A 24942-nucleotide genomic window follows, 5' to 3' on the forward strand; every position below is an offset into this window, starting at 1 on the left:
CCATGAGCACACTCAGCTACGACGCCACCGGCGCAGCCCGCCAGGCACATGAGCAGCACCTCCCGGCACTGCTGGAAGACCGCATCGCCACCCGGATCTTCGCGAAGGACCACACCCTGTGGGGTCCGGACGCAGAGCAGGAATCCGCTGTCCGGCTGGGCTGGGTCGAGGCGGCTTCCGTCTCCCAGCCGCTGGTCGGCGACATTCTCGAACTCCGCGACGCGCTGAAGGCCGAGGGCGTAACGCGGATCGTCCTTTGCGGCATGGGCGGCTCTTCGCTGGCGCCTGAAGTCATCGCGGGCACCGCTGGCGTCGAGCTGACTGTTCTGGACAGCACCGACCCCGAACAGGTCAGTGCCGCGGTGGCGGACCGGCTGGACGAAACCGCGATCGTGGTTTCGTCGAAGTCCGGCTCCACTGTGGAAACCGATTCCCAGCGCCGGATCTTCGAGCAGGCGTTCACCGATGCCGGGATCGATGCGAAGAGCCGCATCATCATCGTCACCGACCCGGGGTCGCCGCTGGACAAGGCCTCCCGGGAGGCCGGCTACCGCGCCGTCTTCAATGCAGATCCGAACGTCGGCGGCCGTTTCTCGGCTCTGACCGCCTTCGGGCTGGTCCCGTGCGGGCTGGCCGGCGTCGATATCCAGGCTTTCCTGGATGAGGCCGAAGAAGCCGCCGAGATCCTCAATGAGGACTCGGAGGACAACATCGGCCTCGCCCTCGGCACCGCCCTGGGCGGCACCACCCCGCTGCGCAACAAGATCGTCATCGCGGAGGACGGATCCGGGATCGTGGGCTTCGCCGACTGGGCCGAGCAGCTCATCGCCGAATCCACGGGCAAGCTCGGCACCGGCGTGCTGCCGGTCGTAGCCGGTCCTGCCTCCCCGGAAGCCACCCTGGGCGCCCCCGACGTCCTGGTCATCCGGCTCGTCGCGGCGGATGCCGACGTGCAGCTCGGCGAGAACGAGGTCGCCATCGCCGGCGGCTTGGCCACGCAGATGATGGTGTGGGAATTCGCCACCGCCGTGGCCGGCCGCCTGCTCGGCATCAACCCGTTCGACCAGCCGGACGTCGAGGCAGCGAAGATCGCCGCCCGCGGCCTGCTGGACGCACAGCCCGCACCGACGCCGGCGAATTTCACCGACGGCGCCATCGAGGTCCGCGGCGGGGAATGGCTCGGCAACGCCGGCACAGCGGCCGAGGCCGTCAGCGCCCTGCTGGGCGAACTCGGCCCGGACAACTACCTCAGCGTCCAGGCCTATTTCGACCGGCTGGCCTATGCCAGCCTTGAGGGCGTCCGGGACGAACTGGCCGCGGCCAGCGGACGCCCGGTCACCTTTGGCTGGGGCCCGCGGTTCCTGCACTCCACCGGCCAGTTCCACAAGGGCGGACCCGCGATCGGCGTCTTCCTGCAGGTCACGGCCGCATCCGCGGCTGACCTGGCCATCCCGGACCGGCCGTTCACGTTCGGCGAGCTGATCTCGGCGCAGGCCGCGGGCGATGCCCAGGTCCTGTCCGAGCACGGCCGTCCGGTCCTCCGGCTGCACCTGGCCGACCGCGCCGCGGGTGTGAAGCAGCTCCAGGAGCTCGTCACCTCCCTTGCCGGCCAGGCAGCATCCTCCACTGAAAGCTAAGGCACCCACGCAACCATGCCAGAAACCTACAACGGCGGCAGGAACACGGCCGGCCGGGGGCGCAATCCGCTCCGGGACCCCCGTGACCGCCGTCTGAACCGTATTGCCGGACCGGCGTCGCTGGTCCTGTTCGGGGTGACCGGGGACCTCGCCCGCAAGAAGCTCATGCCCGCCGTGTATGACCTCGCCAACCGCGGGCTGCTGCCGCCGAGCTTCGCGCTGGTGGGCTTTGCCCGCCGCGAGTGGGAGAACGAGGACTTCGCCGCGGAGGTCAAGGAGTCCGTCAAGGCGTACGCCCGCACCCCGTTCGATGAAACGGTCTGGAAGCAGCTCTCCGAGGGCATCCGCTTCGTGCAGGGCGAGTTCGACGACGACGAGGCGTTCAAGCGGCTCTCCGACACGATCGATGAGCTCGACGAACAGCGCGGGACGCGGGGAAACCACGCGTTCTACCTCTCGATCCCGCCGAAGGCCTTCGAACAGGTCTGCCGTCAGCTCTCCAAGCACGGTCTGGCCCAGGCCGCGGGCGACAACTGGCGCCGCGTGGTGATCGAAAAGCCGTTCGGACACGACCTCGAGTCGGCCCGGCAGCTCAACGACATCGTCGAGTCGGTATTCCCGCCGGACGCGGTGTTCCGGATCGACCATTACCTGGGCAAGGAGACGGTGCAGAACATCCTGGCACTGCGCTTCGCCAACCAGCTCTTCGAGCCGCTCTGGAACGCCAACTATGTGGACCACGTCCAGATCACTATGGCCGAGGACATCGGGACCGGCGGCCGGGCAGGCTACTACGACGGCGTGGGCGCGGCCCGCGACGTCATCCAGAACCACCTGCTGCAGCTGCTGGCCCTGACGGCGATGGAAGAACCGATTTCCTTCAACGCGGACGACCTGCGTGCCGAGAAGGAAAAGGTCCTCGCCGCCGTCCGGCTCCCCGAGGACCTCTCCTCCCACTCTGCCCGCGGGCAGTTCACCGGCGGCTGGCAGGGCGGCGAGGAAGTCCTCGGGTACCTGGAGGAGGAGGGCATCCCGGCCGATTCCAAGACCGAGACGTTCGCCGCGATCCGGGTGGACATCAACACCCGCCGCTGGTCCGGCGCGCCGTTCTACCTGCGCGCCGGCAAGCGGCTGGGGCGCCGGGTGACGGAGATCGCCGTCGTGTTCAAGCGCGCACCAAACCTGCTCTTCACGGACCACGGAGAGGACGACTTCGGCCAGAACGCCGTGGTGATCCGGGTCCAGCCTGACGAGGGCGCCACGATCCGGTTCGGCTCCAAGGTCCCGGGCACCCAGATGGAGGTCCGCGACGTCACCATGGACTTCGGCTACGGCCACTCTTTCACCGAGTCCAGTCCCGAAGCCTACGAACGCCTCATCCTGGATGTGCTGCTCGGCGAGCCGCCGCTGTTCCCCCGGCACCAGGAAGTTGAGCTGTCCTGGAAGATCCTGGATCCCTTCGAGGAATACTGGGCCGGCCTGGACGAACAGCCCCAGCCCTACGCTCCCGGCAGCTGGGGCCCCGCCTCGGCCGATGAGCTCCTAGCCCGCGACGGACGAACCTGGAGAAGGCCATGATCGTAGATCTTCCCGACACCACCACCTCCAAAATTTCCAAGAAGATCATGGCCCTGCGCGAGCAGGGCGGCGTGATCGCCCTGGGCCGGGTCCTGACCCTCGTGGTCGTCACCCGCTCCGGGCTGGAAGAGGAGGCCATCGAGGCCGCCAACGAGGCCAGCCGCGAACACCCGTGCCGGATCATCGTCCTCGCCGACGCCGGGGCCTCGGCCCCGACCCGGCTGGACGCCCAGATCCGCGTCGGCGGCGACGCCGGCGCCTCTGAGGTGATCCTGTTGCGCGGCTACGGCGAACTCGCCGAGGAAAGCGAATCCCTCGTCGCGGCCCTGCTGCTCCCGGACGCCCCGATCGTGGCCTGGTGGCCGCACGGCGCGCCCAGGAACGCCTGCCAGACCTCGGTCGGGGGCATCGCGCACCGCCGGATCACCGACTCGGCCAATGAAGCGGACCCGGTCGCGGCGCTGGAGAACATCCGCCGCACGTACAAGGCCGGCGACACGGACCTGGCCTGGACCCGGCTGACCAACTGGCGCATCCAGCTGGCCGCGGTCCTGGACCAGGTGGACGACTCGCCGGTGACGGCCGTGGCCGTCGAGGGCGCCTCGGACTCACCCAGCACCGTGCTTCTCGCAGCCTGGCTCACCCTGGCCCTGGACGTTCCCGTGACGATCGTGGCGGATCCGGCCGGAACCGGCATCCGGCGCGTCCGGCTGACCCGGCCCGGCGGCGACATCCAGCTCTTCCGGCCCGGGCTCACCATCGCCGAACTGACCCAGCCCGGCCAGCCCGCCCAGCGGATCTCGCTGCCCCGCCGCAGCCTCAAGGACTGCCTGGCCGAAGAACTCCGTCGCCTGGACCCGGACGAAGTCTTCGGTGAAGTGATTACTATGGGACTGCCGCGTACCAATCTAAGGAGTGTCCGTCCCAGTGAGCGCTGACCCGAGAGTAAGCATCCATCCTGACTCGACCGTTCTGATGGCGGCGATCGCAGCCCGCCTGATTACCAAGCTGGTGGATATCCAGGACCGGCACGGCGAGGCCACGGTGGTGCTTACCGGGGGAACGATGGGCATCGGCTCGCTCAAGGCCGTGGCCGAATCGCCCGCGGCGCGGGCCGTCGACTGGTCCAAGGTGAACTTCTGGTGGGGTGACGAGCGCTTCGTGGCGGCCGGCGACGCCGAGCGCAACGCCCGCCAGGCCCAGGACGCCCTCCTGTCCCACATCAATGTTGATCCGGCGCGCGTCCATGTGCCCGGTTCCACCGATGACTTCGACAGCCCGGACGACGCCGCGGCCGACTATGCCCGCCGGCTCGCCGAGGCGGCGGCCGGTGAGCACGCCGCGGACATGTCCGACGACAGGCCGGAACAGCCGGCGCGGCTTCCCCGCCTGGACATTGTCCTCCTCGGCGTGGGGCCGGACGCGCACGTCGCCTCGCTCTTCCCGGAGCAGGCCGGCATCCGGGAGAAGGAACTGACTGTCGTGGGCGTCCACAACTCCCCCAAGCCGCCGCCGGCGCGGGTGTCGCTGACGTTGCCGGCGATCAACACGGCATCCGAGGTGTGGATGGTGGTGGCCGGTGATGACAAGGCCGGCGCCGTAGGGCTGGCCCTGGCCGGCGCCAATCCCGTACAGGTGCCCGCCGCGGGGCCGCGCGGCCGCCGGGAAACGCTGTGGCTGATTGACGAGGACGCGGCCTCACGGGTCCCGGAGCAGCTCGTCCGGAAGGGTCCGTCCGGAGCGTAGACGTTCCAGCGCTCCAGCCAGCACGTCTTCGGCGTCCTGGCTGGAGCGCCGCTCTTTAACGTATTCCAGATGCGTCTTGTAGCCTTCTGTTGGCGTTTCCTCCAGGGCAAACTTTGATTCGTCGCGGGTTGCGGTGCCGCCGCAGCGCCGGCAGTCCCAAACTCCGGGGATCTGTTCCTCCGGAAGCTGTGCGAACACGAGCGAGGTTTCATGGCCCTTGGCGCACCGGAACGATACACGAATACGGGGCTGGCGTACGCCGGCCCCGTTCAGTGGTTCGTGGCGGGGAGTTGCCCCCTCGGTGGCGCCCACACGGATTCCTTTGAATCCGGAAGCAGAATGCAGCATCGGGAACTCCTGGCTACTTGGCTGGTGGAAGTGCAAGACGACAGCCACAGTGTAGTTCGTGAGTTCCCGATGCCGGGAGGGCCATAAGGACCCCATATGAAGTTGTCGGACGGGCGTCCTAGGAATCGGCGCCTGTGCTGAACCGCATGAGCAGGCCGAGGGCGATGATCACCACGCCCCAGGTGATTCCCAGGATGACCGTGAACCGGTTGAGGTTCCGTTCCGCGACGCCGGAGGAGCTCAGGCCCGAGCTCATGCCGCCGCCGAACATGTCGGACAGGCCGCCTCCGCGTCCTTTATGGAGCAGGATGAGCAACGTCAGCAGGAGGCTGGTGATGCCCAGGAGGACCTGCAGAATGACATGAAGAACGTCCACGACGGCCTTTCAGAAGGATTGGATTGCGGGGGTCAGGCTGTGTCCGGACTAATCCGTCAACAGGTGACTCTCGAACCTGACAATATTAGCAAACTCGGCAGCGTCCAGGCTGGCACCGCCGACCAGCAAGCCGTCGACGTCGCGCTCCTTCAGGATCGAGGCCGCGTTGTTGGCCTTGACAGAGCCGCCGTACAGCAGGCGCGTCTTGGCGGCGACGTCTGCTCCGAAGAGGGTGGACAGTTCGGCACGGATGGCGGCGCACATTTCCTGAGCGTCCTCCGGGCCCGCGACCTCGCCGGTGCCGATGGCCCACACGGGCTCGTAGGCGACTACAAGCTCGGCGGCCTGCTCCGGGGTGAGGCCCTCGACGCCGGCGCGCAGCTGGGCGAGGGTGTGGTCCACGTGGGTGCCGGCCTGCCGGATCTCCAGGCCTTCACCGACGCAGAGGACCGGGGTGATGCCATGCCGGAAGGCGGCTTTGGTCTTGGCGTTGAGCACGGCGTCGGACTCGTTGTGGATGGTGCGGCGTTCGCTGTGGCCGACCAGGACGTAGCTGCAGGCAAGCTTGGCGAGGAACTGGCCGGAAATGTCGCCCGTGTAGGCGCCGGAGTCGAACTGGGAAAGGTCCTGGCCGCCATAGACGACGGCGAGCTCGTCGCCCTGAACCAGGGTCTGGACGCCGCGGAGATCCGTGAACGGCGGGAAGACGGCGACCTCCACCCGGCTGTAGTCGTGCTTGGCGTCGGACAGGGTCCACGCGAGCTTCTGCAGGAGGGTGATGCCCTGGACGTGGTCCATGTTCATCTTCCAGTTGCCGGCGATGAAGGGCTTGCGGTCGAATTTACCGTTGGTTGACGTGGTCACGTGATCTCCAGGAGTTCTTGGTGTGTGGGAGCAGCCGGCAGGGCGCCCGGTTCCCTGCGGAGGGCACCCTGCCGGCTCAAATGCCGGTGCTTTTAGCGGTCAGTGCTTCTAACGGTCGAGGACGCTCAGGCCGGGGAGTTCCTTGCCTTCAAGGTACTCCAGGCTTGCGCCGCCGCCGGTGGAAATGTGGCCGAACGCCTCATCGGCGAAGCCGAGTGTCCGGACCGCTGCCGCCGAGTCGCCGCCGCCAACCACGGTGAATGCCTCCGTCTCGGTCAGGGCCTGGGCGATGGCCCGGGTACCGCCGGCGAAGGCCGCGAATTCGAACACGCCCATGGGCCCGTTCCAGAACACCGTCCGGGCGTCCTTGATCCGTTCCGCGAACGCCGCTGCCGAGACCGGCCCGATGTCCAGCCCGATGCCCTGGGCTCCGAAGCTGCCCGACTCGATGGCGTCGGCGGCAACGGTCTCGTGCTCGGCGTCGGCGGCGAACTTGCCCGCCACCACAACATCGGTGGGCACGACGAACTCGGTACCGGCGTCGGCGGCGCGCTTCAGGTAGTCCTGGACGACGGGGATCTGGTCCTCTTCGAGCAGGCTGCCCGCGACCTTGTGACCCGCGGCGGCGAGGAAGGTGAACAGCATGCCGCCACCCACCAGGATCGTGTCCGCCTTGCCCAGGAGGTTGTCGATCACAGCGAGCTTGTCGGAGACTTTGGAGCCGCCGAGGACAACGACGTATGGCCGCTGGGTGTCGGTGGTGAGCTTGCGCAGCACCTCGACCTCGGTGCGGACAAGGTCGCCCTGGTAGGACGGCAGCCGCGTGGCGACGTCGTACACGCTGGCGTGCTTGCGGTGCACCGCACCGAAGGCATCATCGACGAAGGCGCCGTTGTCACCGGTGAGGGCGACCAGCTCGTCCGCGAAGGCGCCGCGCTCGGCATCGTCCTTGGAGGTCTCCCGCGCGTCGAAGCGCACGTTTTCCAGGACCAGCACTTCGCCGTCCTGCAGCGCCGCGGAGAGCTCCTTGGCCGACTCGCCAACCGTGTCGGCGGCAAGGGAGACCTTGAACCCGGCAAGCTCGGCCAGCCGTGCGGCTGCGGGCTTGAGAGAGTACTTCTCCTCCGGCGCGCCCTTGGGGCGGCCGAGGTGTGCTGTGACCAGCACTCGGGCACCGGCGTCCGTGAGCTTCGCCAGCACTGGCAGGGAGGCCTTGATGCGGCCGTCGTCAGTCACTGTAGAGCCGTCGAGCGGCACGTTCAGGTCACTTCTGACCAGAACGTACCGCCCGCGGACACCATCAGCGATCAGTTCGTTGAGGGTGTGAAATGTCATGAGTCTTACCCTAGCCCAGCTTGGACGCGACAAGCTCCGTGAGGTCCACGAGGCGGTTGGAGTAACCCCACTCGTTGTCATACCAGGACACAACCTTGACCTGGTCGCCGATCACCTTGGTCAGGCCGGAATCGAAGATGGACGATGCCGGGTCGCCGACAATGTCGGAGGAGACGATCGGCTCGTCGGTGTAGGTCAGCAGGCCCCTGAGCTCCTCGGTCTCCGATGCTGCCTTAAGGGCGGCGTTGACTTCGGCGACCGTGGTCTCGCGGGAAACCGTGACGGTCAGGTCCGTGGCGGAGCCGGTGGGAACGGGCACGCGGATGGCGTAGCCGTCGAGCTTGCCCTTGAGCTCCGGCAGGACCAGGCCGATTGCCTTGGCCGCACCGGTGGAGGTGGGCACCATGTTGATGGCGGCGGCGCGGGCGCGGCGGAGGTCCTTGTGCGGGCCGTCCTGCAGGTTCTGGTCGGCGGTGTAGGCGTGGATGGTGGTCATCAGGCCACGCTCGATGCCGAAGGCGTCATTGATGACCTTGGCCAGCGGGCCGAGGCAGTTGGTGGTGCAGGAGGCGTTGGAGATGATGTGGTGCGTGGCGTTGTCGTACAGGCCGTCATTGACGCCCATCACGATCGTGATGTCCTCATCCGACGCGGGGGCGGAGATCAGGACCTTCTTGGCGCCGGCGTCGATGTGCTTCTGCGCATCGGCGGCCTTCGTGAAGAAGCCGGTGGACTCGATGACGATGTCGACGCCGAGCTCGCCCCAGGGCAGCTTCGCGGGATCGCGTTCGGCGAGGACCTTGATGATGTTGCCGTCGACGACGATGTTGCCGTCTTTGACCTCGATGGTTTCGGCCAGGCGGCCGCCCACGGAGTCGTACTTGAAGAGGTGAGCGAGGGCTTCCGGGCTGGTGAGGTCGTTGACCGCAACGATCTCGAGGTCTGCGCCCTGTGCGAGGGCGGCGCGGAAGTAGTTGCGGCCGATACGGCCAAAGCCGTTGATGCCAATACGGGTCGTCACGTTTTCAGTCTCCTTGGTGCTCTTGCGAGCACGACTAGTTGAGAAGGCGTTCAAGCCAACTAACAGATCCCGCACGCCATTGGGCAGAGATAATTACCAAATCGGAGGGCGACCAGCCACATTGCTGAAGGCTAACCGCCTTCCGTGATCCATCTTACGTTTAACCGGGACTGCCCCCGCAAGTGCAGGGGCAGTCCGTCCACATTTCGGGCCGAAGGGCCCGTAATGTGAGGTTTGTTACAAACGGAAGTCGATTCCGTCACCCTGTGCAGGGTAAAGGGACCTGCCTAGAGGGTGATGAGACCCGTCGCGTTTTTGCGGGCGGCGTCGAAGCGCTTGGCGACGTCGGCCCAGTTCACGATGTTCCAGAAGGCCTTGACGTAGTCAGCCTTGACGTTGACGTAGTCCAGGTAGAAGGCGTGCTCCCACATGTCCAGCATCAGCAGCGGGGTGGTGCCGAGTGCGACGTTGCCCTGCTGATCGTAGAGCTGCTCGACGACCAGGTTGCCGCCGATGGGCTCGTAGGCCAGGAAGCCCCAGCCGGAGCCCTGCAGGCCCAGTGCCGCGGCGCTGAACTGCGCACGGAACGCGTCGAACGAGCCGAAGGCGTCGTCAATGGCCGCCGCAAGCTCGCCCTCGGGCTTGTCGCCACCGTCCGGTGAGAGGTTCTTCCAGAAGACGGAGTGGTTGATGTGGCCGCCGGTGTGGAACGCGAGGTCCTTGGAGAGGCGGTTGATGTTGGCGAAGTCGCCCTTTTCGCGCGCCTCGGCCAGCTGGGCCAAGGCGTTGTTGGCGCCGGCCACGTAGGCGGCGTGGTGCTTGCTGTGGTGCAGCTCCATGATCTTCGCGGAGATGTGCGGTTCCAGCGCTGCGTAGTCATAGTCGAGCTCGGGCAGTACGTACTCGGTCACAAATTCCTCCAATGTCGTGGACGGGTTGTCCGGTTCGGTAACTCTTTTGATTGTGCATCCGGATGCGGGGCATCCGGAAAATTGCGGTGGGATCCTACGGCGACAACCAGCCGCGGCTCCCGGATATTTCATTCCCCGGGATATTCCTGCTGTTGATTCTAGGGGCGGGCTAGTCGTCGAGCATTTCCGGCGTCACATTGGCTTCCGTGCCCGGGATGCCGAGGTCCTGGGCCCGTTTGTCCGCCATGGCCAGCAGCCGGCGGATCCGGCCGGCGATGGCGTCTTTGGTCATGACGGGGTCGGCGAGCCGGCCCAGCTCGTCCAGGCTGGCCTGTTTGTGCGCGACCCGGAGCTCACCGGCATACTTCAGGTGGTCCGGGACGTCGTCGCCCAGGATTTCCAGGGCGCGGTCCACCCGGGCACCGGCGGCCACGGCGGCCTGCGCGGAACGGCGCAGGTTCGCGTCATCGAAGTTGGCGAGCCGGTTGGCCGTGGCGCGGACTTCCTTGCGCATGCGGCGTTCCTCCCAGACCATCAGCGCGTCGTGGGCGCCCATGCGCGTCAGTAGCGCGGCGATCGTGTCGCCGTCGCGGATCACCACGCGGTCCACTCCCCTGACCTCGCGGGCCTTGGCCTGGATGCCCAGGCGGCGGGCCGCGCCGACGAGGGCCAGGGCCGATTCGGGGCCGGGGCAGGTGACTTCCATGGCCGAGGAGCGGCCGGGCTCGGTGAGCGAGCCGTGGACCAGGAACGCGCCGCGCCAGACAGCTTCGGCGTCCGCGGCGGAGCCGTTCACCACTACCGACGGAAGGCCGCGCACGGGGCGCCCCCGCGCGTCCAGGAGTCCGGTCTGGCGGGCGAGGGCCTCACCGTCGCGCACCACCCGCACCACGTAGCGGCTGCCACGGCGCAGGCCGCCGCCGGAGACGACGATGATCTCGCTCTGGTGGCCGTACACCTCGGCGATGGCGGCGCGCAGCCGCCGGGCGGTCGATGCGAGGTCGACTTCGGCCTCGATCACTATCCGGCCCGAGATGATGTGCAACCCGCCGGCGAAGCGGAGCATCGCCGACACCTCGGCCTTGCGGACTGAGGACTTCTTGATATCCAGACGGGAAAGTTCTTCCTTGACTGATGCTGTCAGTGCCATGGCACCTTTCCTAACTATTCCCGAAAATATCGTGATACGCCGTCGCCAGCCGCAACGGATCGTGGACCGGACGGCGACCAGACGCCCCCACTTTACCCAAGACCACCTCGGCACCGAGCATTCCTGCCGCCGCCTCGAAGTCGGGCAGGTTCTGCACCGACGCCGGGTCGGCCAGGATGACGTCGATCGTGAACTCCGGCGCGTATTCGCGCAGCACCCGGAGGTGGTCGGCGGCGGACATGCCGGCCGTCTCCTTGGTATCTGTGGCCAGGTTCATGGTCAGGCACCGGCGGGCAGCGGTGTTGGCGAGGGCCTCGCGCATCTCGGGCAGCAACAGGTGCGGCAGCACGGACGTGTACCAGGAGCCCGGCCCGAGGATCACCCAGTCGGCCAGCTCGATCGCCGTCAGCGCTTCGGTGCAGGCCGGAGCGTTCTCAGGCAAGAGCCGGACGTGCTCCAGGGACCCTGCCACCGCGCACTTGGCCTGGCCGGTGAGGGTCTGCAGTGCCGTCGCGCCGTCCGGGGCGGTGACCCGGACCTGGCCCTCGATGGTCAGCGGGACGCTGGACATCGGCAGGACTTCGCCGCGCGCGCCGAGCAGGGCGCCGGCCCACTTCAGGCCTGCGACGGTGTCGCCCAGGAGCTCCCAGAGCGTGACGATCAGGAGGTTGCCCATCGCGTGCTCATCGAGGGAGCCGCCGCGGCCTTTGCCGGGGGCGAAGCGGTGCTGCATGACATCGCGCCACGTGCGGCCCCAGTCGGTGTCGTCGCACAGCGCGGACAGGGCCATCCGGAGATCACCGGGCGGCAGGACGCCGTACTCTTCGCGGAGCCGGCCGGAGGATCCGCCGTCGTCCGCGACCGTGACGACCGCGGTGAGTTCGGAGGTCAGCAGGCGCAGGGCCGACAGCGAGGCGGAGAGGCCGTGGCCGCCGCCGAGCGCGACGACGGAGGGGCCTTTGTCCTGCTGGCTGGCGAAGGCCGCGCTGGCGGGCGGGACAAGGGGCAGCGGGCCGGTCAGCAGCGCCATTACTCGCGGCCCAGGTCCCGGTGCGTCGTGGTCACCGTGACGCGCGGATACTGCGCCAGCCTCCGTGAGAGCTCGACGGCGACCGCCACGGAGCGGTGCTTGCCGCCGGTGCAGCCCACGGCGATGGTGGCGTAGTGCTTGTTCTCCCGGCGGTACCCGTCCAGGACAGGTTCAAGGGCCAGGACGTAGCGTTCCACGAAGTCGCTGACGCCCTGGGCCTCCAGCACGTAGTCGCTGACGTCTTTGTCCAGTCCGGTGTGCGGGCGCAACTGCGGCACCCAGTGCGGGTTGGGGATGAAGCGGGCATCGGCCACGAAGTTGGCGTCCACCGGCAGCCCGTACTTAAAGCCAAAGCTCATGACGTTCAGCCGCAGCGCCACCGGCCCGGTCTCGCTGAAGAGTTCGGTGATGGCGGTGGCGAGGCCATGGACGTTGAGGGAGGACGTGTCCAGGACGATGTCGGCGGTGTCCTTCAATTCACGGACCAGCTCGCGTTCGGCGGCGATGCCGTCGAGGATCCGGCCGCCGCCCTGGAGCGGGTGGGGCCTGCGGCCCTGCTCGAAGCGGCGCACCAGGACGTCGTCGTTGGCGTCGAGGAACAGCACGCGGAAGCTCACGCCGGTGGCTTCCAGGGCGCGGAGGGCCGCGCGCATGTCGACGAACAGTTCCTTGCTCCGGACGTCCATCACGACGGCGAGCTTGGACATGGAGTGCGGCGTCCGGGACACCAGTTCGGCGAGCGTGCCGAGCATCTGCGGCGGCAGGTTTTCCACGACGTACCAGCCATGGTCCTCAAGGGCGTCCGAGGCGGTGCTGCGGCCGGCTCCCGACATTCCGGTCACCACGAGCAGTTCAGCCTCGACGGGTTTGACGGGTGTCATGCCGTCCGCATCCGTCTCGGATCCTGCCGTCGACTCTGCCATCAGTGAAGCCCCATCTCTGCCTGTGCGATTTGCTGTTGTCAGGTTTGCGCGCGGGCCGCGGTGATGCCGCTGCCGTGCCGTACCCAAGTCTTTACCCTAGCTAAGTTTGGCGGCACTAGCTAAGCGTCGAGAATTTCGCCGGTGGTCATGTTGACGGCAGGAACCGTGGCGGCTTCCTCGACTCCGCCGCCAGCGAAGTGCCGGACGATCGCGGCGGCCAGGGAGGGGCCGATCCCCTTGGCGCCGGTGAGTTCCTCCTGCGTCGCGGCTTTGATCCCCTTGACGGAGCCGAACTCCGCCAGGAGGGCCTTGCGCTTGGATTCGCCCAGACCGGGCACGCTGTCCAGGGCGGAGGCCGTCATGGCCTTGCCGCGCTTTTGCCGGTGGAAGGTGATGGCGAAGCGGTGGGCCTCATCGCGGATCCGCTGCAGCAGATACAGGCCGGCCGAGGCGCGCGGCAGGATCACCGGGAAATCGCTGTCCGGCAGCCACACCTCTTCGAGCCGTTTGGCGAGGCCGACCACATACACGTCCTCGATGCCGAGCTCTTCCAGCGCCCTTGCGGCGGCATTGACCTGCGGTTTGCCGCCGTCGACGACGACGAGGTTGGGCGGGTAGGCGAATTTGCTCCGCGGTGTTGGCGTCGTGGAGTCCGCGACCGCCGCGGCGGTTGCCGCGTCCAGGGCGGCCTGGTGCGCCGGTTTGGCCGCGGCCGCCGCCTGCTCGTCTTTTTCTTGAAGATAGTGCCGGAACCGGCGGGTCAGCACATCATGCATGGCCGCCGTGTCGTCAGTGGCCGCGGCGCCGGTCACGGCGAACTTCCGGTAGTCGGACTTTTTCGGCAGGCCGTCCTCGACCACCACCATGGAGCCGACCACGTTGGTGCCCTGGACGTGTGAGATGTCGAAGCACTCGATCCGCAGCAGCGCCACGGGAAGCTCGAGCGCTTCCTGGATTTCCTGCAGGGCCTGGGAGCGCATGGTGAGGTCGCCGGCGCGCCGGGATTTGTGAAGTTTGAGGGCGTGCTCTGCGTTTTCACGGACCGTGGACAGGAGGGCGGCCTTGTCTCCGCGCTGGGGAACGCGGATGTCCACCCGGGCCCCGCGCAGGCCGCTGAGCCATTGCGCGAGCTCCGGGGCGTTGCTGGGTTCGGCAGGCACCAGCACTTCCCGGGGCAACCTGCCCTGGAGTCCGGCTTCCTCGCCGTAGACCTGCTGGAGCAGGTGTTCGACCAGTTCCGGGGTGGTGGAGTCCTCGACCTTTTCCACCACCCAGCCGCGCTGGCCGCGGATCCGTCCGCCCCGGACGTGGAAGACCTGCACGGCGGCCTCGAGCTCGTCTTCGTGCAGGGCGAAGACGTCGGCGTCCGTGCCCTCGGCCAGGACGACGGCGTTACGTTCGAAGACCTTCTTAAGCGCCACGATGTCGTCCCGGAGCCGGGCCGCGCGTTCGTAGTCGAGCTCAGCAACTGCCGCGGCCATCTCCCGTTCCAGCCGGTTGACGAAGGGCTTGGCTTCGCCGCCCATGAACGTGCAGAAGTCCTCGGCCAGGGCGCGGTGGTCCGCGGCGGAGATCCGGCCGACGCACGGCGCGGAACATTTGTCGATGTAGCCGAGCAGGCAGGGCCGGCCGCTGGCTTCGGCGCGCTTCAGCACCCCGGCGCTGCAGCTGCGGACCGGGAACACCCGCAGCAGGGTGTCCATGGTGTCCCGGATCGCGCCGGCGGTGTAGGGGCCGAAGTACCGGGTCCCCTTGCGCCGGTCGCCGCGCAGCACCTGGACGCGCGGGTACTTCTCCCCCATCGTCACGGCGAGGTACGGGTAGCTTTTGTCGTCCCTGAACATCACGTTGAAGCGGGGCGTGAATTCTTTGATCCAGGTGTATTCCAGCTGCAGCGACTCGAGTTCGCTGCCCACCACGGTCCATTCGACGCTGCTGGCCGTGTGGACCATGGCATAGGTTTTGGGCATGAGCCCGGCGGGGTTGGCGAAGTAGGTGTTCAGCCGGGCACGGAGGTTCTTGGCCTTGCCGACGTAGATGACCCGGCCGTGCGGATCGCGGAAGCGGTACACGCCCGGATTGGTCGGAATTTCACCCGTCTGGGGTCGGTAACTCGCTGGATCTGCCACACATCAAGTCTACTGAGCCGCCGGCGGTGCCGTTGCACGTGCACCGCCGCATGCCCGGCGGATCCCGGGGGGCCGGGAGCCGCGCGCTATTCGGCCGACTTGCTCTGGTTGTAGCTGGTGGAGCGTTCCTGGCCGCTCAGGTCTGCGATTGCGTCCATGATGCGGTCCGTGACCTGGCGGCGGGCCGGCAGGGAATGGTCCGGTCCGGTTTTCTCGAAGTACAGCGGCTCGCCGACCTTCATGGTGAAGTGCTGCGGTTTGACGGACTTGCTGTCCGCGGGCTGCAAGTGTTCGGTGCCGATCAGGCCCACCGGGATTACGGGCGCGCCGGTGGTGAGGGCCAGCCAGCCGACGCCGGTGCGGCCGCGGTACAGGATGCCGTCGCGGGAGCGGGTGCCTTCGGGATAGATGCCCACGCCCTTGCCGGAGTCGAGGATGTCCAGCAGCGTTTTCAGCGCCTGGACGCTCGCCGCCTGCTCGCCGCGTTCCACCGGAATGGAGCCGACGGCCTCGAAGAAGGACTTCATGGCCTTGCCTTTGATGCCGCCGGTGGTGAAGTATTCAGCCTTCGCGAAGAAGGCCACGGGCCGCGGCATGAGGGCCTGGACGATCACGCTGTCCAGGAACGAGAGGTGGTTCGGGGCGACAATGAACGGCCCATCCTTGGGCACGTTTTCCAGGCCGATGACCGTGGGACGGCACGTGGTGGTTACAAGCCCCCGCGTGGTCCAGCGGATTGCGTCAAACATTGCCATCGGTGTGCACCTCGTTCAGGGCTGTGGTTCCCGGGCGTTCGGAGAGCCGGTTGATCGTCGCGTGAAGCGCCGTGGTGTTGTGCACGATCTCGACGGCACCGGCCGCGTGCAGTTCGCCGTCAGGCGCAAACCCCCAGCCTACGCCGATGCAGTCCAGTCCGTTCGCAGCGGCCCCGGCGACGTCCTGTGCCCGGTCCCCCACCATCACGGCCCGGCCGGCGGCCGCAGGGTCCGCGGCAGCGAGGTCCGAGAGCGCGGCGGCGACGATGCCGGCCTTACCTTCGGGAACGGAGCCGTCGGGAACGGAGCCTTCGGGGACAGAGCCGTCGGGCACGGAGCCCGTTCCGGGGCTGGCGGCCTCGTCGGCGGCGGAGCCCCGGATGCTGTGGAAGAGTCCGGCGATGCCGTGGTGCGCCAGGACAGTGCGGGCAAGCCCTTCCGGCTTCTGGGTCGCGACGGCGATGGGCCGGCCCGCGGCGACGAAGTCCTCGAGGAGGCCGCGGATTCCCGGGTACAGCCTGCTCTGCGCGATTCCCGTGGATGCGTAGTGCGCGCGGTAGATGCGGATGGCGTCTTTCAGCTGTGCGGCCGGAACGCCGGCGATTTCCGTCAGGGAATGGCTGAGCTTGGGCCCAATCATGGCGTCCATCCGGGACTTGTCCGGAACCGGCAGGCCAAGCTCGGTGAGGGCCGCGGCGATACCGTCGGTAATACCCCCGGCGGGATCGACAAGAGTGCCGTCAAGGTCAAAGATTACGGGCACTGTTGTATGCGTCACCGGCTTAGTTTCTCATGAGTGTGCGGTTGCCAGAAATTCGCATGCTCCTTCAGGAATACATCAGGGACTACATCACGCGATACATCAGCGGATACATCCGGTGGAGACGTCCCTGCGGGCGGGGACGCGTGCGGCGGAGGCTTACCTGGCCCGCCGCACGGTCCCTGGCGGCCGGTGTTCAGGCGAGGAGCTCGGCGAGGAACGCGGCCGTGTGGCTCTCGCTCGACTTGGCCACCTGCTCGGGGGTGCCGGAGGCGACCACACGGCCGCCACCGGACCCGCCGTCGGGGCCAAGGTCCACGATCCAGTCGGCGCTCTTGATGACGTCGAGGTTGTGTTCGATCGTGATCACCGTGTTGCCCTTCTCCACGAGGCCCTGGAGCACCATGAGGAGCTTGCGGATGTCCTCGAAGTGCAGGCCCGTGGTGGGCTCGTCCAGGACGTAGACGCTGCGGCCGTTGGAGCGTTTCTGAAGCTCGGCTGCGAGCTTCACGCGCTGGGCCTCGCCGCCGGAGAGCGTGGTGGCGGGCTGGCCCAGCCGGACGTAGCCAAGGCCGACGTCGACGAGCGTGTTGAGGTGCCGAGCGATCGGCGAGAAGGCCGCGAAGAACTCGGCCCCTTCCTCGATGGGCATGTTCAGCACGTCCGCGATGGTCTTGCCCTTGTAGTGGACCTCCAGGGTTTCGCGGTTGTACCGGGCGCCGTGGCAGACCTCGCAGGGGACGTAGACGTCCGGCAGGAAGTTCATCTCGATCTTCAGGGTGCCGTCGCCGGAGCAGGCCTCGCAGCGGCCGCCCTTGACGTTGAAGGAGAACCGGCCCGGGAGGTAGCCGCGGACCTTGGCCTCGGTGGTCTCGGCGAAGAGCTTGCGGATGTTGTCGAACACGCCGGTATAAGTGGCCGGGTTCGAGCGCGGGGTGCGGCCGATCGGGCTCTGGTCGACGTGCACCACCTTGTCCAGGTGTTCGAGGCCCTGGACGGACTTGTGCCTGCCGGCCACCTGCTTGGCGCCGTTGAGCTTGTTGGCGAGCACCTTGTAGAGGATCTCGTTGACCAGGGTGGACTTGCCCGAGCCGCTGACGCCGGTGACGGCGGTGAAGAGGCCCAGCGGGAAACTGGCGTCGATGTTCAGGAGGTTGTTCTCCTTCGCCCCGACCACCTTGAGCTCGCGCTTCTTGTCGTATTTGCGCCGCTTCTTCGGGATCTCGATTTTCCGCCGGCCGGAGAGGTAGTCGCCGGTGAGCGAATCCGTGTTTTCCAGCAGCTCTTGGTAGGACCCGGAATGGACCACCATGCCGCCGTGCTCGCCGGCGCCCGGTCCGATGTCCACCACCCAGTCGGCCTCGTGGATGGTGTCCTCGTCATGCTCCACGACGATCAGGGTGTTGCCGAGGTCCCGGAGCCGGGTGAGTGTCTCGATCAGGCGGCGGTTGTCCCGCTGGTGCAGGCCAATCGAGGGCTCGTCGAGGACGTACAGCACGCCCACGAGGCCGGAGCCGATCTGGGTGGCCAAACGGATGCGCTGGGCTTCGCCGCCGGACAGGGTGCCGGAGGGCCGCTCCAGGTTCAGGTACTCGAGTCCGACGTCGAGGAGGAAGGTCAGGCGGGCCTGGATCTCCTTGAGGACCTGGTGGGCGATCTGGGCCTCGCGGCCGGTGAGGACGAGGTTTTCGAGGAAGTCGGCGCATTCCCGCATGGGCAGCGCGGCGACCTCGGCGATTGACTTGCCGTTGATCAGCACCGAGAGCGACGCAGGGTTCAGCCGGGCACCGTTGCAGGCCGGGCACGGGACCTGGCGCATGTATTCCTCGTAGCGGTCGCGCGCATAGTCGGAATCGGTCTCGCCATGCTTGCGGTGGACGTACTGCACGACGCCCTCAAAACCGGTGCTGTACTTGCGTTCCCGGCCGAAGCGGTTGCGGTATTGCACCACCACCTTGTGGTCCTTGCCGTGCAGGACGGTCTGCCGGACGTCGGTGTCGAGCTTCTCCCACGCCGTCGTCATGGAGAAGCCGAGTTCCTCGGCGAGACCGGCCAGCAGCCGGTTCCAGTACTCCGTGGTGGCGGTGCCCAGGGACCACGGCGCAATGGCCCCCTCGGAGAGCGAGAGCTCGGGGTTGGGGATGAGGAGTTCCTCGTCGACCTCCAGCTTGGTGCCGATGCCGCTGCACGCGCTGCAGGCGCCGAAAGGGTTGTTGAATGAGAAGGAGCGGGGCTCGATCTCGTCGATCGCCAGGGGGTGCTCGTTGGGGCAGGCGAGGTGTTCTGAGAACGCCCTGATCCGCTCGGGATCGTCTGCTTCGAGGTCGACGAATTCGGCCAATATGCGGCCCTCCGCCAGTCCGAGGGCGGTTTCGACCGAGTCGGTCAGGCGCTGGCTGATACCTTCCTTGACCACGAGGCGGTCCACCACCACTTCGATGGTGTGCTTGAACTGCTTGCCCAGCTTCGGCGGATCACTCAGGTGGACGAGCTCGCCGTCCACCCGGGCCCGCGAGTAGCCCTTGGCGGTGAGTTCCTTGAAGAGGTCCACGAATTCGCCCTTGCGGCCGCGGACCACGGGTGCCAGCACCTGGAAGCGGGTGCCGTCCGGGAGCTCGAGCAGCTGGTCGACGATCTGCTGCGGGGTCTGCTTGGTCACGGGCTCCCCGCAGACGGGGCAGTGCGGCCGGCCCACACGGGCCCAGAGCAGGCGCATGTAGTCGTAAATCTCGGTGATGGTGCCCACGGTCGAGCGAGGGTTCTTGGACGTGGACTTCTGGTCGATGGACACCGCCGGCGAGAGGCCCTCGATGAAGTCGACGTCGGGCTTGTCCACCTGGCCCAGGAACTGCCGGGCGTAGGCAGAGAGGGATTCGACGTAGCGGCGCTGGCCCTCGGCAAAGATGGTGTCGAACGCGAGGGAGGACTTTCCGGAGCCGGACAGGCCGGTGAACACGATCATGGCATCGCGCGGCAGGTCCAGGTCCACGTTGCGCAGGTTGTGCTCGCGGGCGCCCTTGACGACGAGGCGCGTCATGTCCGGACGCTTCAGGACGGGGCGGGACGGGGCCGCATCCCGGACTGCCAGCGGCTCGACGGCGGAATGGACTTCAACGGCTGGATCTTCAGCTACAGCTTTAGGCACGAATCTAATGCTAATCGAAAACTTCTTCGAAAAACTATTCCGCGCGCCACGGGCGGCGCCGGATGTGCTATTGGCGGTCGTAGGCGGCGGCCAGCAGCTGCACGGCCTCGGCGAAACTGGCGCCCTGGGCTTTGGCGGCCGCGGCGAACTCGGCGGCGGCGGCGGACAGCGAACTCCAGGCGGCATCGCGGGCACACACAACGGTCCCGTTTCGGCCCTTCGTCACTACGACGCCGGCGGCCTCGAGTTCCTTGTAGGCCCGCGCCACGGTGTGCGGGGCCACGCCCAGTTCGCCGGCGAGGCTCCGCACGGCCGGAAGCCTGGTGCCCGGCGCGAGTGTGCCGTTGTCGGCGCGTTCGATCACGTAGAGCCGCAGCTGTTCGAAGAGCGGGACGGAGCTGGCCGGATTGGTCCGCCAGGATCCGGGAAAACGCTCCCCCACGGCGTCCGCGGGGCTCACTGTTCGGCCTCCTGGACGGCCGGGACCTGTTCGCGGCCGGCGAACTGGGCCTCGTACAAATCCTTGTAGAGCCCCTGCCGGGCCACCAGCTGCTGGTGGGTGCCGTGTTCAACGATTCGTCCGTGGTCCATGACGAGAATTAGATCAGCGTCCCGGACCGTGGACAAACGGTGCGCGATCACGAAGCTCGTGTGACCGGCCCGCAGCTGCTCCATAGCATGGCGGATCTGCACCTCAGTGCGGCTGTCGACGGAGCTCGTCGCCTCATCCAGCACCATGATGCTGCGCCCGGCGAGCTGCGCCCGTGCGATCGAGACGAGCTGGCGCTGGCCCCGGCTCAGGGAGTCGCCGTCGTTGCCGAGCATCGTGGCGTAGCCGGCCGGCAGGGACCGGACAAACTGGTCCACGTGGCTGGCGTGGGCCGCCGCAACGATATCGGCTTCGGCGGCGCCGGGCCGGCCGTATTCGATGTTCTCCCGGATGCTGCCGGTAAACAGCCAGGCATCCTGCAGGACGATTCCGAAGGCGCGCCGCAGCTCGTCCCGCGGGATGGTGGCGATGTCCGTCGAGTCCACCAGGATCCGGCCGGAGTCGAGTTCGTAGAAGCGCATCAGGAGGTTGACCACGGTGGTCTTGCCGGCACCGGTGTGTCCCACGATCGCCACGGTCTGTCCCGGGTCCACCGTGAAGGAGAGGTCCTTCACCACGGGGGTGCCGGGGCTGTAGCTGAAGCTGACGTGCTCGAACGTGACCCGGCCCGCCACTGCGCTGGGATCCAGCAGGTCGCCGGGCGTGCCCGGGGCAGGGGCTTTGCGTCCGTTGGAGGATTTGCGCGGGACATGGAGCTTTCGCGCGGCCGTGAAGCCTTGCAGCTTGCCGGCGCCGTTCGCCGAAACGGCCGGCACGGCGCTGTCCGCAGGGATCTCCGGGGCGTCCAGCAGCTCAAACACCCGCTCCGCCGAGGCCAGGCAGGACTGCACGAGAGTCAGCATGCCGCCGATCTGGCTCACCGGCTGGCTAAAGAGACGGGAGAACTGGACAAAGGCCTGGATGCCGCCGATCGTCAAGAGCCCCGCGGTGACCTGCAGCGCACCCACAACAGCAATTGCGATGTAGTTGAGGTTGGCGACAAACACCAGCAGCGGCTGCACGATGCCGGACAAATACTGGGCGCGGGTGCTCGATCGGGTGAGCTTCTCGTTGCGCTCCCGGAAGCTCGCCGCCGACTCTTCCTGCCGGCCGAAGGCCTTGACCACTTCATGCCCGGTGAAGAACTCCTCGAGTTGGGCAGTCAGCGCCCCCGTGCTGCTCCACTGCTCCTTGAAGTGCGCCTGGGAGTGCCGGGCCACGAGCACGGTGATCATCGTGGACACAGGCACCGAGAGGATCGCGATCAGCGCCAGCAGCGGCGAGAGCCACAGCATCATGGCGAGAGCGGCCGAGAGCATCAGGACGGCCATGATCAGCTGGTTGAGGAGCTGGTTGAGCGCCTGGGAGATATTGTCGACGTCGTTCGTGGCCCGGCTGAGCACGTCGCCGCGGCGCTGCTCCTCGAAATGGCTGGACGGCAGCACATGGAGTTTTTGTTCCACGGAGCCGCGGAGGCCGTAGCTGAGGCGCTGCACCGCGGTGGCGGTCAGGCTGCCCTGGATCCAGCTGAACAGCGACGCCCCGACGTACATGGCCGAAACGGCCAGCAGCCGCCCGGCCAGCTGTTGCTCGTCGAGGGAGCCGCCCAGGAAGCCGTCGACGACGACGTCGGTGGCGTCGCCCAGCACCTTGGGCGCCGCCACGTTGAGTGTCACGAACGCGCAGGTCGCGGCGATGACGCCGGCCATCCGCCACTTCAGCGGCAACAGCAGGCCAAGCAGCCGGGCGGCGGTGTGCCATTTGATGCGCTCCGGCACGCCGGGTCCCGCAACGGTCCCGGCGCGGTGTGCCCGCGCGCGGCTCACGGGGCTTCCTCCAGCACCAGCTGGGACGCGGCAATTTCCTGGTAGCTGGGCGAGGACTCCATGAGTTCGCTGTGCGTGCCCTGCGCGACCACCCGGCCGCCCTCCAGGACGAGGATCAGCCCGGCGTCCACGATTGTTGACACCCGCTCGGCCACGATCAGCACGGTCGCCGAGCGCAGCAGCGGCTCGATCGCCGCCCGGAGCCTGATGTCGGTGCCGTAGTCCAGAGCCGAGAAACTGTCGTCGAAGAGGTAGGCGGGGGCCCGCTTGAGCAGGGCCCGCGCGATGCACAGGCGCTGCCGTTCGCCGCCGGAGAAGTTTGTGCCGCCCTGGCTTACGGGTGTGTCGAGCCCGAGCGGCAGGGCGCGGACAAAGTCGGCGGCCTGGGCAGCTTCAAGCGCCTGCCATATTTCGGGCTCGCTCGCGGCGGGCGCCCCGAACCGGAGGTTCCCCGCGACCGTGTCCGCGAACAGGTAGGACTGCTGCGGGACTATAGCGATCAGGCCGCGCAGGTCGTCCAGGGGCATCGCCCGCACGTTCTCCCCGCCGATGCTGATCTCTCCGGCCGTCGCGTCGAGGAAACGCGGCAGCAGATTCAGGAGTGTCGTCTTGCCGCTGCCGGTCGCGCCGATGATCGCCGTCGTGGTACCGGCCCTGGCGGTGAAGGAGACGCCGTCCAGCACGGGTGCTTCGGCGCCGGGGTAAGCGAAGGACACGTTCCGGAACTCGACAGCGCCGGAGCGGCCCGGGGCGCCGGCGACGGCGGGCGCACCGGCGGTGCCCGCCGCACTGGCCCCGCCGGCCGGAATGGTGGCAGCGGTGGCCCCGGCGGGAACGGCCGGATCCGCGATGGCCGGTTCCGTGTCCAGCACCTCGCGGATCCGTTCCGCGCAGGCCGCCGCCCGGGGGGCGGTCATGAAGACGTACATCGCCATCATGATGGCAATCAGGATCTGCAGGATGTAGGCGATGAACGCCGTCAGCGCCCCCAGCCGCATTTCGCCGGCGTCGATGCGATGGCCGCCGAACCACACCACGAACACGGAGGAGATGTTGACCACGAACATGATCATCGGCATCATCGCCGCCACCAGGAGGGCGGATTGCAGATTGTTCCGGGTGAGGTCCTTGTTGGCTTCATCGAACCGGCGGACCTCGTGGTCCTGCCGGACAAAGCCGCGGATGACATTCGCGCCGATGATCTGCTCCCGCAGCACCCGGCCGATCCGGTCCAGGAGGCCCTGGCCCTGGCGGTACAGGGGAATCAGGCGGCGGACGATCACCGTCATGATCACCGTCAGGACCGGGATCACCACGACCACAATCCAGGACAGCACCACGTCCTGGTGCACGGCCAGCACGATGCCGCCGATGAAGATCGCCGGTGCGGCAATCAGCATGATGAACACCAGGACGGCGAGGTTTTGGATCTGGGCGACGTCGTTGGTGGCCCGGGTCACGAGGCTGGGCGCACCGAAAAGGCCCACCTCCTGGGAGGAGAAGGACTGCACCTTCGCGAAGAGCTCCCCGCGCAGCTGGCCGCCAATCTCCATGGCGACCACGGCGCCCAGATATCCGGCCGCGACGGCCGTGATCACCTGGACGGCAGCGATTCCGGCCATCCAGGCCCCGAGGTGGAGGATCTCCCCGGTGTCCCCGCCGATGATGCCGTCGTCGATGATCGCGGCATTCAGGGTGGGCAGGAGCAGGTTGGCGGTGGCTTGCACGAGCTGCAGCACAACGATGGCCAGCACGGTCCCTTTATGCGCGGACAACAGCCGCGACATCAGGCCTATAAGCACTGAACCTCCATTACTAGCCCAGGGCCCGGAATGGTGATCAGCCTAACGGCCGCCCCACACCGCCACGTCATTGTAAGCCCCATTCCGGAGTGCTTCGTGTCATGCGGCTGACACGCCGCCTACCCGGTCTTCTGCGCCACCGCGAACGTGCGGCGGAACGGGAAGACCGTCCCGTGCCGGCCTGCCGGATATGCGTCGTCCAGCCGTGCCGAATACTCGGCCTCGAACTCCCTGGCCTCGTCGTCGGGGAGGGCCGCGAGGACCGGCCTGAGTCCGGTTCCGCGGACCCACTCCAAAACGGGATTGGCGCCCGGGAGCAGCTGAAGGTACGTGGTCTCCCAGGCGTCGGCGGCACAACCGGCGTCGAGCATGATCTCCAGATATTCCGCTGCCTCCCCCACCACGTCGTCGTGGCGGAGCACCCCGGCGAGCCGCCCCGCCCAGGCCGGAGAATCGGCCAGCTCCCGCATCAGGGTGTGCGACGGGGCATTGAAGTTCCCCGGCACTTGCAGCGCGAACCAGGCGCCCGGTTTGAGGGCGTCGAGCCATAGGGGCAGGAGCTTTCGGTGGCCGGGCACCCACTGCAGGGCCGCGTTGGTGACCACCACGTCCGTGTCCCCGGACGGCAGCCAGTGCTCAATGTCGGCCAGCTCGTAGGAAAGATTGGGCGCCGCGGCTGCGTGGTCCTTGGAAGTGGCCAGCATTTCCGGCGACGAATCCAGACCCACCACCTGCGCGCCCGGCCAGCGGTCCGCGAGCGTCGCGGTCAGGTTGCCGGGACCGCAGCCGAGGTCCACCACGTGCCGCGGGGCTTCGGCGTGAATCCGACCGGTCAGATCAAAAAATGGTCTGTCCCGGTAGTCCCCGAACTGCACATATTTCTCCGGATCCCACTTCATGGCTGCCTCCAGTTCCCGGCACGTTGTCCTAACCGAAGCCTAGTCCCGGCCCGTGGGCCAGCCAAGGAAGCACGCCTGCGCTGCGGGCGGCTCACGGCGCGCGCCTGCACTGCGTGCG

General features: G+C 67.5%; 21 protein-coding genes. 4 read left to right on the plus strand and 17 right to left on the minus strand.

The window, feature by feature from the left end; all coding sequences use genetic code 11:
• Positions 1-2: 2 nt before the first annotated feature.
• The 4 genes from AC1DKN_RS18500 to pgl are packed head-to-tail and all read left to right on the plus strand — an operon-like array spanning position 3 to position 4961.
• Positions 3-1637, plus strand: coding sequence for a glucose-6-phosphate isomerase (locus tag AC1DKN_RS18500; protein ID WP_476849619.1), 1635 nt, complete (start codon positions 3-5; stop codon positions 1635-1637).
• Between the two features lie 15 nt (positions 1638-1652).
• Entirely contained in the window at positions 1653-3215 is a 1563-nt protein-coding gene (gene zwf / locus AC1DKN_RS18505; protein WP_476849618.1) for a glucose-6-phosphate dehydrogenase, read from the plus strand.
• Positions 3212-4153 carry a glucose-6-phosphate dehydrogenase assembly protein OpcA gene (locus tag AC1DKN_RS18510; protein WP_028275501.1) on the plus strand — a complete coding sequence of 314 codons (942 nt, stop codon included), beginning with the start codon at positions 3212-3214 and terminating at the stop codon, positions 4151-4153. The genes zwf and AC1DKN_RS18510 overlap by 4 nt, the downstream gene beginning before the upstream one ends.
• Complete coding sequence (gene pgl / locus AC1DKN_RS18515) at positions 4143-4961, plus strand: 6-phosphogluconolactonase (protein ID WP_476872136.1); 819 nt, start codon at positions 4143-4145, stop codon at positions 4959-4961. The genes AC1DKN_RS18510 and pgl overlap by 11 nt, the downstream gene beginning before the upstream one ends.
• Here the strand turns inward: pgl and AC1DKN_RS18520 are convergent.
• The 17 genes from AC1DKN_RS18520 to AC1DKN_RS18600 all read right to left on the minus strand — a co-directional run bounded on the left by AC1DKN_RS18520 (position 4914) and on the right by AC1DKN_RS18600 (position 24824).
• Positions 4914-5309 (minus strand): RNA polymerase-binding protein RbpA, encoded by a 396-nt coding sequence (locus AC1DKN_RS18520; RefSeq protein WP_476872137.1) that lies wholly within the window; start codon positions 5307-5309, stop codon positions 4914-4916. The two genes, pgl and AC1DKN_RS18520, sit on opposite strands and share 48 nt — an antisense overlap.
• A gap of 118 nt (positions 5310-5427) precedes the next feature.
• Complete coding sequence (gene secG / locus AC1DKN_RS18525) at positions 5428-5685, minus strand: preprotein translocase subunit SecG (protein ID WP_018772994.1); 258 nt, start codon at positions 5683-5685, stop codon at positions 5428-5430.
• Between the two features lie 48 nt (positions 5686-5733).
• Positions 5734-6549, minus strand: coding sequence for a triose-phosphate isomerase (tpiA, locus tag AC1DKN_RS18530; protein WP_018772995.1), 816 nt, complete (start codon positions 6547-6549; stop codon positions 5734-5736).
• A 108-nt stretch (positions 6550-6657) separates the two neighbouring features.
• A complete protein-coding gene (locus AC1DKN_RS18535; protein WP_476858607.1) occupies positions 6658-7884 on the minus strand; it encodes a phosphoglycerate kinase in 1227 nt (408 codons plus the stop codon).
• Positions 7885-7894: 10 nt separating this feature from the next.
• Positions 7895-8905: a type I glyceraldehyde-3-phosphate dehydrogenase gene (gene gap / locus AC1DKN_RS18540; protein WP_028276841.1), complete on the minus strand. Its 1011-nt coding sequence runs from the start codon at positions 8903-8905 to the stop codon at positions 7895-7897.
• 287 nt (positions 8906-9192) lie between these two features.
• On the minus strand, positions 9193-9816 hold the full coding sequence (locus AC1DKN_RS18545; RefSeq protein ID WP_476849616.1) for a superoxide dismutase: 624 nt from the start codon (positions 9814-9816) through the stop codon (positions 9193-9195).
• 169 nt (positions 9817-9985) lie between these two features.
• Positions 9986-10966 (minus strand): DNA-binding protein WhiA, encoded by a 981-nt coding sequence (gene whiA / locus AC1DKN_RS18550; RefSeq protein WP_018772999.1) that lies wholly within the window; start codon positions 10964-10966, stop codon positions 9986-9988.
• Positions 10967-10976: 10 nt separating this feature from the next.
• A complete protein-coding gene (locus AC1DKN_RS18555; RefSeq protein ID WP_028276839.1) occupies positions 10977-11996 on the minus strand; it encodes a gluconeogenesis factor YvcK family protein in 1020 nt (339 codons plus the stop codon).
• Positions 11996-12919 (minus strand): RNase adapter RapZ, encoded by a 924-nt coding sequence (rapZ, locus tag AC1DKN_RS18560; RefSeq protein ID WP_018773001.1) that lies wholly within the window; start codon positions 12917-12919, stop codon positions 11996-11998. The genes AC1DKN_RS18555 and rapZ overlap by 1 nt, the downstream gene beginning before the upstream one ends.
• A gap of 119 nt (positions 12920-13038) precedes the next feature.
• Entirely contained in the window at positions 13039-15048 is a 2010-nt protein-coding gene (gene uvrC / locus AC1DKN_RS18565; RefSeq protein ID WP_476849615.1) for an excinuclease ABC subunit UvrC, read from the minus strand.
• Between the two features lie 86 nt (positions 15049-15134).
• Positions 15135-15803 (minus strand): lysophospholipid acyltransferase family protein, encoded by a 669-nt coding sequence (locus AC1DKN_RS18570; RefSeq protein WP_026266350.1) that lies wholly within the window; start codon positions 15801-15803, stop codon positions 15135-15137.
• Complete coding sequence (locus AC1DKN_RS18575; RefSeq protein ID WP_476872138.1) at positions 15790-16581, minus strand: HAD hydrolase-like protein; 792 nt, start codon at positions 16579-16581, stop codon at positions 15790-15792. Before AC1DKN_RS18575 ends, AC1DKN_RS18570 begins: the two co-directional genes overlap by 14 nt.
• Positions 16582-16759: 178 nt before the next feature.
• Complete coding sequence (gene uvrA / locus AC1DKN_RS18580) at positions 16760-19708, minus strand: excinuclease ABC subunit UvrA (protein ID WP_476855939.1); 2949 nt, start codon at positions 19706-19708, stop codon at positions 16760-16762.
• A 67-nt stretch (positions 19709-19775) separates the two neighbouring features.
• Entirely contained in the window at positions 19776-20168 is a 393-nt protein-coding gene (locus tag AC1DKN_RS18585; protein ID WP_476849612.1) for a GntR family transcriptional regulator, read from the minus strand.
• Positions 20165-22006, minus strand: a complete 1842-nt coding sequence (locus AC1DKN_RS18590) for an ABC transporter ATP-binding protein (RefSeq protein ID WP_476872146.1) — start codon at positions 22004-22006, stop codon at positions 20165-20167. Before AC1DKN_RS18590 ends, AC1DKN_RS18585 begins: the two co-directional genes overlap by 4 nt.
• Positions 22007-22119: 113 nt before the next feature.
• On the minus strand, positions 22120-23910 hold the full coding sequence (locus AC1DKN_RS18595; protein ID WP_476856042.1) for an ABC transporter ATP-binding protein: 1791 nt from the start codon (positions 23908-23910) through the stop codon (positions 22120-22122).
• Between the two features lie 134 nt (positions 23911-24044).
• The gene (locus AC1DKN_RS18600; protein WP_476858610.1) at positions 24045-24824 is read right to left on the minus strand and encodes a trans-aconitate 2-methyltransferase; all 780 of its coding nucleotides are present in this window, start codon (positions 24822-24824) and stop codon (positions 24045-24047) included.
• Positions 24825-24942: the final 118 nt, after the last annotated feature.

It is taken from the genome of Arthrobacter sp. 01N444, assembly GCF_056399305.1.